General features: G+C 75.1%; 14 protein-coding genes. 13 read left to right on the top strand and 1 reads right to left on the bottom strand.

The genetic code is table 11. The annotated features are described in order from the left end of the window. Positions 1 to 47 precede the first annotated feature (47 nt). The 13 genes from alaS to nusB are packed head-to-tail and all read left to right on the top strand — an operon-like array spanning position 48 to position 12,470. Entirely contained in the window at positions 48 to 2,735 is a 2,688-nt protein-coding gene (alaS, locus tag ACI795_RS07630; RefSeq protein WP_457074850.1) for an alanine--tRNA ligase, read from the top strand. Next, entirely contained in the window at positions 2,732 to 3,142 is a 411-nt protein-coding gene (locus ACI795_RS07625) for a hypothetical protein (protein ID WP_457074849.1), read from the top strand. Before alaS ends, ACI795_RS07625 begins: the two co-directional genes overlap by 4 nt. Then, on the top strand, positions 3,139 to 3,624 hold the full coding sequence (gene ruvX, locus ACI795_RS07620; RefSeq protein WP_457074848.1) for a Holliday junction resolvase RuvX: 486 nt from the start codon (positions 3,139 to 3,141) through the stop codon (positions 3,622 to 3,624). The genes ACI795_RS07625 and ruvX overlap by 4 nt, the downstream gene beginning before the upstream one ends. Further along, positions 3,621 to 5,669: an endolytic transglycosylase MltG gene (mltG, locus tag ACI795_RS07615; RefSeq protein ID WP_457074847.1), complete on the top strand. Its 2,049-nt coding sequence runs from the start codon at positions 3,621 to 3,623 to the stop codon at positions 5,667 to 5,669. Before ruvX ends, mltG begins: the two co-directional genes overlap by 4 nt. After that, a complete protein-coding gene (locus tag ACI795_RS07610; protein ID WP_457074846.1) occupies positions 5,642 to 6,481 on the top strand; it encodes a shikimate dehydrogenase in 840 nt (279 codons plus the stop codon). The genes mltG and ACI795_RS07610 overlap by 28 nt, the downstream gene beginning before the upstream one ends. Before the next feature lie 10 nt (positions 6,482 to 6,491). Beyond that, positions 6,492 to 7,148 (top strand): prepilin peptidase, encoded by a 657-nt coding sequence (locus ACI795_RS07605; RefSeq protein ID WP_457074845.1) that lies wholly within the window; start codon positions 6,492 to 6,494, stop codon positions 7,146 to 7,148. 36 nt (positions 7,149 to 7,184) lie between these two features. Continuing rightward, positions 7,185 to 8,363: a chorismate synthase gene (gene aroC / locus ACI795_RS07600; RefSeq protein ID WP_457074844.1), complete on the top strand. Its 1,179-nt coding sequence runs from the start codon at positions 7,185 to 7,187 to the stop codon at positions 8,361 to 8,363. After that, entirely contained in the window at positions 8,360 to 8,899 is a 540-nt protein-coding gene (locus tag ACI795_RS07595; protein WP_457074843.1) for a shikimate kinase, read from the top strand. Before aroC ends, ACI795_RS07595 begins: the two co-directional genes overlap by 4 nt. Beyond that, the gene (aroB, locus tag ACI795_RS07590) at positions 8,896 to 9,960 is read left to right on the top strand and encodes a 3-dehydroquinate synthase (RefSeq protein WP_457074841.1); all 1,065 of its coding nucleotides are present in this window, start codon (positions 8,896 to 8,898) and stop codon (positions 9,958 to 9,960) included. The genes ACI795_RS07595 and aroB overlap by 4 nt, the downstream gene beginning before the upstream one ends. After that, positions 9,957 to 10,391, top strand: a complete 435-nt coding sequence (aroQ, locus tag ACI795_RS07585; RefSeq protein WP_457074839.1) for a type II 3-dehydroquinate dehydratase — start codon at positions 9,957 to 9,959, stop codon at positions 10,389 to 10,391. The genes aroB and aroQ overlap by 4 nt, the downstream gene beginning before the upstream one ends. After that, positions 10,388 to 11,479, top strand: coding sequence for a M24 family metallopeptidase (locus ACI795_RS07580; protein ID WP_457074838.1), 1,092 nt, complete (start codon positions 10,388 to 10,390; stop codon positions 11,477 to 11,479). The genes aroQ and ACI795_RS07580 overlap by 4 nt, the downstream gene beginning before the upstream one ends. Next, on the top strand, positions 11,480 to 12,040 hold the full coding sequence (gene efp / locus ACI795_RS07575; protein ID WP_457074837.1) for an elongation factor P: 561 nt from the start codon (positions 11,480 to 11,482) through the stop codon (positions 12,038 to 12,040). A 25-nt stretch (positions 12,041 to 12,065) separates the two neighbouring features. Further along, positions 12,066 to 12,470: a transcription antitermination factor NusB gene (gene nusB, locus ACI795_RS07570; protein ID WP_457074836.1), complete on the top strand. Its 405-nt coding sequence runs from the start codon at positions 12,066 to 12,068 to the stop codon at positions 12,468 to 12,470. Between the two features lie 84 nt (positions 12,471 to 12,554). Here nusB and bldD read toward each other — a convergent pair whose 3' ends face one another. Then, positions 12,555 to 13,100, bottom strand: a complete 546-nt coding sequence (gene bldD / locus ACI795_RS07565; RefSeq protein ID WP_457074835.1) for a transcriptional regulator BldD — start codon at positions 13,098 to 13,100, stop codon at positions 12,555 to 12,557. Positions 13,101 to 13,246: the final 146 nt, after the last annotated feature.

The following is a 13,246-nucleotide window of genomic DNA, read 5'->3' as shown; positions in this document are numbered from 1 at the left end:
TGCCCGACCGGGCAGCACCCGCTGGCTGGAGAACCGAGACCCACCGCATGCAGACCGCCGAGATCCGCCGCCGCTTCCTGGAGCACTTCGAGCAGCGCGGGCACACCGTCGTCCCGAGCGCCTCGCTGGTGTCGCCCGACCCCTCGCTGCTGTTCACCGTGGCCGGGATGGTGCCGTTCATCCCGTACCTGACCGGCCGTGAGCCCGCGCCGTACCCGCGGGCCACCAGCGTGCAGAAGTGCGTCCGCACCCTCGACATCGAGGAGGTGGGCAAGACCACCCGGCACGGCACGTTCTTCCAGATGAACGGCAACTTCTCCTTCGGTGACTACTTCAAGGAGGGGGCGATCCAGTACGCCTGGGAGCTGATCACCGGGGCGGTCGCTGACGGCGGGCTGGGCTTGGACCCGGAGAAGATCTGGGTGACGGTCTACCTGGACGACGACGAGGCCGCCGACGCCTGGCACCGCATCGCCGGGGTGCCGAAGGAGCGGATCCAGCGGCTGGGCATGGACGACAACTACTGGTCCACCGGGGCGCCCGGGCCGGCCGGTCCCTGCTCGGAGATCTACGTCGACCGCGGGGCGGAGTACGGCCCGGACGGCGGACCGGCCGTCGACCGCGCCGGCGACCGGTTCCTGGAGATCTGGAACCTGGTCTTCATGCAGTACGAGCGGGGCCCGGGGGAGGGCAAGGACTTCCCGATCCTGGGCGACCTGCCCAAGCAGAACATCGACACCGGCATGGGCCTGGAGCGGGTCGCCTACCTGCTGCAGGGCGTCGACAACATGTACGAGATCGACGAGGTCGCCCCGGTGCTGCGCCGGGCCGCGGACCTCGCCGGCGTGCGCTACGGCGCCGACCACGAGGCCGACGTCCGGCTGCGGGTGGTCGCCGACCACGTGCGCAGTGGGCTGATGCTCATCGGTGACGGGGTCACCCCCGGCAACGAGGGCCGCGGGTACATCCTCCGCCGGCTGCTGCGCCGCGCGGTCCGGTCGATGAAGCTGCTCGGCGTCGACGAGGCCACCCTGCCGGAGCTGCTGCCGGTGTCGCGTGACGCGATGAGCGCGAGTTACCCCGAGCTCGCCGGCGACTTCGCCCGGATCTCCGGCGTCGCCTACGCGGAGGAGGAGGCGTTCCGGCGCACCCTCACCGCCGGGACGGCGCTGTTCGACACCGCGGTCACCCAGGCCAAGCAGGCCGGCACCCCCGCGCTGTCCGGTGCGCAGGCGTTCTCGCTGCACGACACCTACGGCTTCCCGATCGACGTCACGCTGGAGATGGCCGCCGAGCAGGGCGTCACCGTCGACGAGGCCGGGTTCCGCGCCCTGATGAAGGAGCAGCGCGACCGCGCCCGGGCCGATGCCCGCGCCAAGCGCACCGGCTCGGTCGACGTGCTGGCCTACCGCCGGCTGCTCAGCGAGTTCGGCCCCACCGACTGGCGGGCCTACGACACCCTGCGCACCGACTCCCGGGTGCTCGGCGTGGTCGACGAGTCCGGCGACGCGACCAGCGACGACGCCGAGCCGGTGGTCGGCGTCGGCGGCATCACCCGGGTGGTGCTCGACCGCACGCCGTTCTACGCCGAGTCCGGCGGTCAGGTGGCCGACGCCGGCGAGCTGACCTGGGACGGCGGGCGCGCCGAGGTCATCGACGTGCAGCGGCCGGTGAAGGGCCTGGTCGCCCACCAGGTGCGGGTGCTGGAGGGGGAGCTGCGCGCCGGCACCGAGCTCACCGCCCAGGTCGACCGCGAGTGGCGGCTGTCGGCGTGCCAGGCGCACTCCGGCACCCACGTGCTGCACGCGGCCCTGCGGCAGGTGCTCGGCCCGCAGGCGCTGCAGTCCGGGTCCTACAACCGGCCCGGCTACCTGCGGCTGGACTTCGCCTGGCAGGGCGCGCTCACCCCGCGGCAGCGGCTGGACATCGAGGACGTCGCCAACGCCGCCGTGCGCGCCGACCACGGGGTGCGCGCGCTGTACATGACGCTGCCCGAGGCCCGTGAGTTCGGCGCCCTGGCGCTGTTCGGCGAGACCTACGGCGAGCAGGTGCGCGTGGTCGAGATCGGCGGTGAGTGGTCCCGGGAGCTCTGCGGTGGCACCCACGTGCGCGGCAGCGCGCAGATCGGCACGCTGGCGCTGACCGGCGAGAGCTCGGTCGGGTCCGGTGCCCGCCGGGTCGAGGCCGCCGTCGGGCTGGAGGGCTTCCGCTACCTGGCCCGCGAGCGCGACCTGGTGCGCCAGCTCGCCGACCTGCTCAAGACCCCGCAGGACGGGATCGTCGACCGGGTCAGCGGGATGCTGTCCCGGCTCCGTGACGCCGACAAGGAGCTCGCCGACCTGCGCGCCCAGCAGACGCTGGCGGCCGCCGGCGACCTGGCCGGGTCCGCGACCGACGTCGGCGGCGTCGCGGTGGTCACCGGGGCGCCGGCCGGCCTGTCCGGTGGCGACCTGCGCAGCCTCGCCCTCGACGTCCGGGGGCGGCTCGGCGAGAAGCCCGCCGCGGTCGTGCTCGCCTCCGCGGCCGACGGCAAGGTCGCCCTCATCGCCACGGTCAACCCCGCCGCGCAGCAGCGGGGTCTGTCCGCCAACGACCTGCTCAAGGCCGCGGCCGGGCCGGTCGGCGGGCGGGGTGGCGGCAAGCCGGACGTCGCCCAGGGCGGCGGCACCGACCCGGCGGGCATCCCGGCGGCGCTGGCCGCGGTCGGGCAGGCGATCGGGGCGGCCACCTCGTGAGCGCGGCGTCCGACGGGCCCGGCACCGGGCCGGTGGAGGAGCCGGTCGCCCAGACCGGTCGCCCGCCGGTGCCCGGCCGGGCACCGGCGGACGGCGACCAGGACGGCCGGCAACAGGACGGCCGGCAACAGGACGGCGCACCGGCCGGGGACGGGGTGCACCGCACCGAGCGGGTGCCCTTCCCGCTACCGGGACTGCACCAGCCGATGCCAGCCCAGGCCCCGCAGACCCAGACCCAGGCCCCGGACACCCAGGCCCCGGACACCCAGGCCCCGGAGACCGGCCGGCTGCAGCTGGGCGGTTACCCGCCCCGGGTGCCGGGCGCGGCCCGCCGGCCCGACCCGGCGGCGGGTGCGGGTGGCACGGATGTGCCGGCCGAGGGCGACGACCCGCGGCGTCCACGGTGACCGGGCCGGACCGGCCCGGGCCGGCCTGGGTCTCCGGCCGGCGGATGGGCGTCGACGTCGGCACCGTCCGCGTCGGCGTCGCCCTCTCCGACGTCACCGGCACCATCGCCAGTCCGCTGGAGACGGTGCGTCGTTCCAAGGACCAGCGGGACCTGGACCACCTGGCCGGGCTAGTTGTGACACACGAGGTGGTCGAGGTGGTTGTGGGATTGCCCAAGCATCTGTCCGGTGCGTCGGGTTCCTCGGCAAGAGATGCCAGCACTTACGCTCGGGATCTGGCCAGCCGCATCGGGGACGTCCCGGTGCACCTCGTCGACGAAAGGCTCTCCACCGTGACCGCCGCCACTCACCTGCGCGCCGGGGGCATCGACAGCCGCCGGCAGCGGTCGGTGATCGACCAGGCTGCGGCGGTCGTGATCCTGCAGAGCCACCTCGACGGGAGACCACGTACTGGCCCCGACTCCGGGAGGCCCATCTCGTGACCGACCCGACCCCGCCGCGTCCGCGCGGCCGACACTCCCAGCTCGACGCCGAGGGCGCCGGCCGTCCGGCCGCCGAGCTGCTGGCCGCCTGGAGCGGTGCCACGACGCAGCTGACCGAGGACCAGGGCGAGCTGCCCGGTGCCGGCCGGGCCGGCCGTCGCCGCCACGTGGCCGAGTCCGACACCGGCGCCCTGCCCGGCTCGCAGGTGCTGCGCGGCGGTGCCGCTGCGACCGCGACGCCGGTCGGCTGGGCCCGGGGGAGCAGTGCGGTCCCCGGCGCGCGCCCCGCCGCGGACGCCGCGCCGCGCACCACCGAGCTCACCGTCGCCCCCCTGGTCCCCGGGCCGGGCGCCGTCGGCCGGGCGGTCCCCACCGGGCGGACGCCCGCGGACGACCTCCGGCAGCCGCCGCTGCGTGACCTGCTGCCGCACGGCGCCCCCACCGCGCCGGCCGTCGACGACGAGGACGACCGGTTCACCGTCGGCGACACCGACCCGAGCTGGCGCGCCGGGCGGCGGCAGGTGCCGGACGTGCCGCCGCCGGCGGGCGGCCTCGGCCTGCTCGTGACCAGCCCGGCGGCCGCGTCCCCGGCCCCCGGCACTGGCGAGATCGCCACCGCGGTGCACCCCGTGGTCTGGGCCGACGAGGACGGCGCGGACGAGTTCGGTCCCGACGACGACACGGCCTGGACCCGGGACGACGCGGTCTGGGCCCAGCGCGCCTGGGCCGAGGACCGGCACGCCACGGACGAGCCGGACGGCGAGGACGACCCCGCCGGCGGCGGGGTCCAGGAGCCCGGCCACGGCGAGGCCGACCGCCACGACCTGGACCAGCACGACCTCGACCGCCACGACCTCGACCAGCACGACGACTTCCCGCACGACCGGACCGGTGGTCTGGACGTCGTGGTCGCCGACGACGGCCACGGCGGGGGATCGGGCGGGGGATCCGGCGGCGGACGCGGCCGGCGCGGCGGGTCCGGTGACGGCAACGGCGGCTCCCCGGGCCGCCGTCGCCGGCCGGTCACGATCGTGCTGTCGCTGCTGGTGCTCGGCGGACTGGTCGCGGGCATCGTCTTCGGCGGGCAGGCGCTGTGGCGCACGCTCAACCCGGCGTCGGAGGACTACACCGGCCAGGGCACCGGCGCGGTCGAGGTCCGCGTGAACGAGGGCGACTCGTTGCGGGCCATCGCCCGTAGCCTGGTGTCCGCCGACGTCATCGCCTCCACCGGGCCGTTCCTGGAGGCGGCCGAGGCGAACGACTCGGCCACCGGCATCCAGCCCGGCGTCTACGCGATGCGCCAGCAGATGTCCGGCGCCTCCGCGCTCGACCTGATGCTGCACCCCGAGACCCGGATGGTCACCAAGGTGACCCTGCGGGAGGGCCTGACCGTTGCGCAGACGCTCAACCGCCTGGCCGAGGCCACCGGGATCCCGCTGGCGGAGTGGGAGGCGGCGGCGGCCGACCCGGCCGCGCTGGGGCTGCCCGCCTACGCGGGCGGCATGCTCGAGGGCTTCCTCTTCCCGGCCACCTACGACGTCACGCCCGACGACACCCCGGCCGCGGTGCTGTCGTCGATGATCGCCCGCGCCGACCAGGTGCTCAACCAGCTGGGCGTCCCGGTGGAGCGACGGCTGGAGGTCGTCACCAAGGCCAGCATCGTGCAGGCCGAGGCCGGCAACGTCACGGACATGGGCATGGTGGCGCGGGTGCTGGAGAACCGGCTCGGCGACGGCATGCCGCTGCAGCTGGACACCACGGTCAACTACGCCAACGGCAAGAGCGGCATCACCACCACGCCGCAGGACCGGGCCAACCCCTCGCCCTACAACACCTACGTGCACACCGGACTGCCGCCGGGCGCGATCAGCAACCCGGGGCAGGACGCCATCGAAGCCGTGCTCAACCCGACGCCGGGGGACTGGCGGTACTTCGTGGTGGTCAACCCCGACACCGGCGAGACCCGGTTCGCGGTGACCGGCCAGGAGCACCAGCAGAACGTCGTCCTCTTCCAGCAGTGGCTGCAGGACAACCCGGGCAACTGAGCGGCGGGCCGGGGGCGGGTGGCCGGGCCGCCGTCCTCGGCCGGCCAGTCAGCCACTCGCTCTCCCCGCTGCTGCACCGGGCGGCCTACGCCGCGCTGGGGCTGGACGGGTGGACCTACGACGCGCTGGACGTGGGTGCGGAGGACCTGCCGGTGCTGCTGGCCGGTCTCGGGCCCGAGTGGCGCGGCTTCTCGGTGACCATGCCCTGCAAGCAGGCCGCGGTCGAGGTCGCCGACGAGGTCGACCAGCTGCCCCGGCTCCTCAACGCCGCCAACACGCTGGTGCGCACCGACCGCGGGTGGCGGGCGGAGAACACCGACGTCCAGGGCGTCGGCATGGCGCTGCAGCTGGGCGGGGTGGAGCGGGTCGACCACGCCGCGGTCCTCGGCGCCGGTGGCACGGCGGCGGCCGCGGTCACCGCGCTGGCGTCACTGGGCGCCCGCCAGATCGACGTCGTCGTCCGCGAGCCCGCCCGCGCCGGCGACCTGCTGCGGGTGATCGCCGAGCTCGGGGTCTCCGCGGACGTGCAGCGGCTGGACCGCACCGGCACCCTCGCCGCGCCCGTCGTGGTGAGCACCGTCCCCGCCGGTGGGCAGCCCGCGGTGGCCGACCTGGCCTGGTGGCGCGGGCAGACGGTGCTCGACGTGCTGTACGCGGGCTGGCCCACCCCGCTGGCCCAGCGGGTGCAGGAGGCCGGCGGCACGACCATCAGCGGCCTCGAGGTGCTGTTCTGGCAGGCCACCGCCCAGGTCGAGCTGATGACCGGGCTGCCGGCGCCGATCGCGGCGATGCGCGCCGCGCTCGACGCCTGACCCGGCGCCGGTGACCGCCGCGCTGACCGGCGCCGCGGCGGTGCTCGGGCTGCTGCTCGGGCCCTGGCTGGCGGCGGTGACGGTCCGGCTGGCCGGCCGCGACCCCACCGCCCGGCCGGCTCCCCGTCGCGTGCTCCTCACCTGCCTGCTCGCCGGGGCCGCGCTCGCCGCGGCGCCCGCCCTCGCCGGGGCCCGGCCGGCCACCGTCGCCCTGCTCTGGTTCGGCGCGGCCGCCGTCGTCCTGGCCGGGGTCGACCTGGCCAGCCACCGGCTGCCCGACCGGGTCACCGGGCCCGCGGCGCTGGTCGCCGCCGTCGCGCTCGCCGTGGACGGTGCGGTCACCGGCACCTGGCCGGCCGTGGGCCGAGCGCTGCTCGCCGCGGCCGTGGCGTGGGCGGTGCTCACCGCTGTCCGGCTGGTCGACCCGCGCTCGTTCGGTGGCGGGGACGTCAAGCTGCTCGGGCTGCTCGGCCTGCTGCTGGGCTGGGCAGGGTGGGGCGTGCTCCTGGCCGGGGTCTTCGCCGGGCTGCTGATCGGGGCGCTGGGCGCACTGCTGCTGATGGCCGCGGGCCGCGCGCACTGGCGCACCGCGATCGCCTTCGGCCCGCCGCTGCTGCTCGGCGGGTACGTCGCGCTGGTCCTCGCCGGGCCGCTGCCCGGTGCATGAGCGGTCCCGTCGGGGCGTGCTGGCACAATCCCGGGCATGTTGCGCTGGCTGACCGCCGGTGAGTCGCACGGCCAGCAGCTCACCGCCATCCTCGAAGGCCTCCCCGCCGGCGTGCGGGTGCAGACCGCCGACCTCGACGACCAGCTCGCCCGCCGCCGCCTGGGCCACGGCCGCAGTGCGCGGATGAGCTTCGAGGAGGACGTGGTCACCCTCACCGGCGGCGTGCGGCACGGCGTCACCCAGGGCGGGCCGATCGCCGTCCAGATCGGCAACACCGAGTGGCCCAAGTGGTCCACGGTCATGTCCGCCGACCCGGTCGACCCCGCGGTGCTGGAGGGGCAGGCGCGCAACGCCCCGCTCACCCGGCCCCGCCCCGGCCACGCCGACCTCGCCGGCCTGCAGAAGTACGGCTTCGACGACGTCCGACCCGTGCTGGAGCGCGCCAGCGCCCGGGAGACCGCGGCCCGCGTGGCGCTGGGCACCGTGGCCCGGCAGTTCCTCGACCAGGTGCTCGGCGTGCAGGTGGTCAGCCACGTCGTCGGCATCGGCCCGGTCACCGTGCCCGAGGGGGTCCTGCCCGGGCCCGGGGACAACCCGCGGATCGACGAGGACCCGGTGCGCTGCGCCGACCCGGACACCAGCGTCCGCATGGTCGCCGAGGTCGACGACGCCCGGAGGTCCGGCGACACCCTGGGCGGCGTCATCGAGGTGGTCGTGCACGGCCTGCCGCCGGGCCTGGGCAGCCACGTGCACTGGGACCGCCGGCTGGACTCCCGGCTGGCCGGTGCCCTGATGGGCGTGCAGTCGGTGAAGGCGGTGGAGGTCGGTGACGGGCTGGAGACCTCCCGGCGCCGCGGCTCGGTCGCCCACGACGAGATCGAGCTGGTCGACGGCGAGCTGCAGCGGCGCACCGACCGCGCCGGCGGCATCGAGGGCGGCATGACCAACGGCGAGGCGCTGCGCGTGCGGGCGGCCATGAAGCCGATCAGCACCGTGCCCCGGGCCCTGGACACCGTCGACGTCACCACCAGGGAGGCGGCGGTCGCGATCAACCAGCGCTCCGACGCCTGCGCCGTCCCACGCGGCAGCGTGGTGATGGAGGCGATGGTCGCCCTGGTCCTGGCCGACGCGGTGCTGGAGAAGTTCGGCGGCGACTCGGTGCCCGAGACCCGCCGCAACGTGCAGGGCTACCTCGACGCGCTGCCGATCCGGTGACGCCCTCGACCGGTCCGCGGCTGGTGCTCGTCGGCCCGCCGGCGTCGGGCAAGACCACGGTCGGCACCGCGGTCGCCGCCGCGCTCGGCCTGTCCTTCCGGGACACCGACGCCGACGTCGAGGCGCAGACCGGCAGCACGATCGCCGACCTGTTCGTGCAGCAGGGCGAGGCGCACTTCCGCGCCCTCGAGGAGCAGGCGGTCGCCCGGGCGGTCGCCGAGCACCCCGGCGTGCTGGCGCTCGGCGGCGGCGCGGTGACCAGCGCCGCCACCCGGGCCCTGCTGGTCGCCCACGGCCGGGCCGGCGGAGCAGTCGTCTGGCTGGACGTCGACGTCCCCTCCGCGGCCCGCCGGGTGGGGCTCTCCCGGGACCGGCCGCTGCTCGCGGTCAACCCACGCGCCATGCTGCGCACCATGCTCGAGGCCCGCGCACCGCTCTACGCCGAGGTCGCCACCGCGACCGTCTCCACCAGCGACCGGGAGGTCGACGCCGTCGTGGCCGACGTGCTCGCCTGCACCACCGGGGACCACTCGTGACCGCGCACCGGATCACCGTCGCCGGAGACCGGCCCTACGACGTCGTCATCGGCCCCGGCGTGCAGGCCGAGCTGGGCCTGCTGCTGGCCGGCACGCCCCGGGCGGTCGTGGTGCACAGCCGCGCGCTGGCCGCCGCGGCCGGCGCCGCGGTCGAGACGCTGCAGGAGGCCGGGGTCGCGGCCGAGGCGGTCGCCGTCCCCGACGGCGAGGCGGCCAAGACCGCCGAGGTCGCCGCCGGCGCGTGGGAGGAGTTCGGCCGGCTCGGGCTCACCCGCTCCGACGCCGTCGTGGGCGTGGGCGGGGGCGCGGTCACCGATCTCGCCGGCTTCCTCGCCGCCACCTGGCTGCGCGGGGTCCGCGTCGTCCAGGTGCCGACCAGCCTGCTGGGCATGGTCGACGCCGCCGTCGGTGGCAAGACCGGCATCAACACCCGGGCCGGCAAGAACCTCGTCGGCGCGTTCCACCCGCCCGCCGGCGTGCTCGCCGACACCGACGCGCTCGCCGGCCTCCCCGACGCGGAGTTCCGCGCCGGCCTGGCCGAGGTGGTCAAGTGCGGTTTCATCGCCGACGGGCGGGTGCTGGAGCTGCTCGAGGCCGACCCCACCGGTCGCGCGGACACCGTCGAGCTGATCGCCCGGGCCGTGCAGGTGAAGGCCGACGCGGTCGGCGAGGACCTGTACGACACCGGCCGCCGCGAGTTCCTCAACTACGGGCACACCCTGGCCCACGCGATCGAGCGGGTGGAGGACTTCACCTGGCGGCACGGTGAGGCGGTCGCCGTCGGCCTGGTGTTCGCCGCCGAGCTGGCCGGCCAGGCCGGGCTGCTGGACGCCGTGGACGTGGCCCGGCACCGCGACCTGGTCGCCGCGCTGGGGCTGCCCACGACCTACCGCGGCGACTGGGACCAGCTGCAGGCGGTGATGCGGGTGGACAAGAAGGCCCGCGGTGCCTCGCTGCGCTTCGTCGTCCTCGACGGCCTGGGCAACCCGCGCATCCTGACCGACCCGGACCAGGGCTGGCTCGACGCCGCCTGGGCAGCCGTGAACGAGGAGACAGCATGACCATCCAGGTGCTCAACGGCGCCAACCTCGGCCGGCTCGGCACCCGGGAGCCCGAGGTGTACGGGACGACGACGCACGCCGAGCTGGTGCAGCTGATCGAGGCCGCGGCCGCTGAGCTGGGCGTCCAGGTCGTCGTCCGGCAGACCGACTCCGAGGCGGAGCTGCTGGGCTGGGTGCACGCGGCCACCGACGCCGGCGACGCCATCGTGGTCAACCCCGGTGGCTGGTCGCACACCTCCGTCGTGCTGCACGACGCGCTCGCCGCGGTCACCGCCCCGGTCGTCGAGGTGCACATCAGCAACGTCCACCGGCGCGAGGACTTCCGGCGCCACTCCTACGTCTCCCGCGTCGCCGACGGCGTGATCGCCGGGCTCGGGGTGCAGGGCTACGAGCTGGCGCTGCGGTACCTGGCCGCGAAGGGCGTGCGATGACCCGCGACACCACCCGCGAGGCCGGGCGGCGGGAGCGGCTGCGCGCCGTCGCCGCCGAACAGGGCCTGGACGCCGTGCTCGTCACCAACCTGCTCAACGTCCGCTACCTGACCGGGTTCACCGGCTCCAACGGCGCGCTGCTGCTGCGCACCGACGGCCGGGACCTCCTCGGCACCGACGGCCGCTACACCACCCAGGCGCAGGCCCAGGTGCCCGACGTCGAGCTGCTGGTCGACCGGGGCACCGTGGGGGCGCTCGCCGCCCGTGCGGCCGCCGACGCCGGGCGGCTCGGCTACGAGTCGCACGACGTGACCGTCGACGGGCTGCGCGGCCTGGAGCGGGTGGCCTCCGGCGTCGAGCTGGTGAGCATCCGGCGGGCGGTCGAGGGGCTGCGCGCGGTCAAGGACGACGGCGAGGTCGAGTCGCTGCGCCGGGCGTGCGCCGTGGCCGACCGGGCGCTGGCCGAGCTGGCCACCGAGGGCGCGCTGCGGCCCGGGCGGACCGAGCTGGAGGTCGGCCGCGAGCTGGACGCCCGGATGCTGGCGCTGGGCGCGGAGTCGCCGAGCTTCGAGACGATCGTGGCCACCGGCGCCAACTCGGCCATCCCGCACCACCGCCCCGACGCCACCGTGCTCCGCGACGGCGACTTCCTCAAGCTGGACTTCGGCGCCACCGTCGACGGCTACCACTCCGACATGACCCGCACGGTGGTCCTCGGTCACGCCGCCGACTGGCAGCGCGAGGTGTACGAACTCGTCGCCGCCGCGCAGGCCGCCGGCCGGGCCGCGCTCGCGGTCGGTGCGGAGGTCGTCGCGGTCGACGCCGCGGCCCGCGACGTCATCGTCGCCGCCGGGCACGGCGACCACTTCACCCACGGCCTGGGGCACGGGGTCGGGCTGGAGATCCACGAGGCACCGGGGATCTCGGCGCTCGGCGCAGGTACCCTGGCCGCTGGCATGGCCGTCACCGTGGAGCCGGGTGTCTACCTGCCCGGGCACGGCGGTGTCCGGATCGAGGACACCCTCATCGTCACGGACGACGAGCCCGAGTTGTTGACCCTCACGAGCAAGGAACTGCTGGTTCTCTAGATGGCTACCACCAACGACCTCAAGAACGGCATCGTCCTCAACCTGGACGGCCAGCTCTGGACCGTCACCGACTTCCAGCACGTCAAGCCGGGCAAGGGCGGTGCCTTCGTGCGCACCACCCTGAAGAACGTGCTGTCGGGCAAGGTCGTCGACAAGACCTTCAACGCCGGTACCAAGGTCGAGACGGCGACCGTCGACAAGCGCTCGATGACCTTCCTCTACAAGGAGGGCACCGACTTCGTCTTCATGGACGGCGACACCTTCGAGCAGATCTACGTCCCCGAGGCCACGGTCGGCAGCGGCGCGGACTACCTGCTGGACAACACCGAGGTCACCGTGGCCGTGCACGACGAGACCCCGCTGTACGTCGAGCTCCCGGTGACCATGGAGCTGGTGGTGCAGCACACCGACCCGGGTCTGCAGGGCGACCGCTCGACCGGTGGCACCAAGCCGGCGACGCTGGAGACCGGCGCGGAGATCCAGGTGCCGCTGTTCATCAGCACCGGCGAGAAGCTGAAGGTCGACACCCGCGACGGCCGCTACCTCGGCCGGGTGTCCTGATGATCCCGACCCGGCCCGCCCGCTAGTGGCCGCCCGCTCCAAGGCGCGCAAGCGCGCGGTCGACGTCCTCTACGAGGCCGACCTGCGCAGCAGCGACCCGCTCGCGGTGCTCCGCGACCGGGTCGGCGACGACTCCCCGCCGGTGCCCGACCACGCGGTCCGGCTCGTCGAGGGCGTGGTCGAGCAGCAGGCGCGGATCGACGAGCTGATCGAGCAGCACGCGACCGGCTGGTCGCTGGACCGGCTGCCCGACGTCGACCGCGCGATCCTGCGGATGGCCACCTACGAGCTGCTCTGGGTCGACGACGTCCCGGACGCCGTGGTGATCGACGAGGCGGTGACCCTGGCCAAGGCGTTGTCCACCGACGACTCGCCGGCCTACGTCAACGGCGTCCTCGGCGGCATCGTGAAGGCCGAGATCCCCACCTGAGGAAGGGCCCCGCTGCAGGGGCCCGACGCGAACGGCCCACCCTGCGTTGCAGGGTGGGCCGTCGGCGTTCGTGGGAGTTCGTCGTCAGCGGGGGGTGCGCCGCCGGTCGCCGCCCCAGGTGGCCTCGTCGTCGTCCTCGGTGGCGTAGCCGACGCCGTCCGGGCCGGGGGAGAGGACGCCCCACTCGATGAGCCGGGTGGTCAGCTCGTCGGGGCTCATGTCGTAGATGATCGCCAGCGACTTGAGGTCCTCGGCGCGGATGGACAGCACCTTGCCGTTGTAGTCGTGGCGCTGCGCCTGGATGGTCGAGGCGTAGCGGGCCAGCGGCCCGGCCTCGTCGGCCGGCAGCGAGCCCAGCGACTCCAGGTTCAGCACGATCTTCGTGCTCTTCGTGACGGCGCTGCTCGGTCGCGGGTCGGGCAGCAGCTCGGACACCGGCACGCCGTAGAACACGGCGAGCTCGGAGAGCCGCTGCACGGTCACCGCCCGGTCGCCCCGCTCGTACGAGCCGACGACGACGGCCTTCCAGCGTCCGTGCGACTTGTCCTCCACGCCCTGCAGCGACAGGCCCTGCTGGTTGCGGATCGCTCGCAGGCGGGCGCCAAGCGCCCGGGAGTAGTCGGTGCTCATCGTCTCTGCTCACTGACTGTCGTCGGATGGGAGCCGTACTGGTGACGCAGAGTACCGAGCCTGCGTCCGTAGCGACAGTCGGTGGGCCCCCGTACGGGTCAGAGGAGCCGATCCGGGCGGGGCGGAGGTCACATCGGCCGGTGCAG

Source organism: Modestobacter sp. SYSU DS0290 (genome assembly GCF_054050955.1).
The sequence above is the reverse complement of the archived record's forward strand: the minus strand, read 5'-3'. Positions and strand labels throughout refer to the sequence as shown.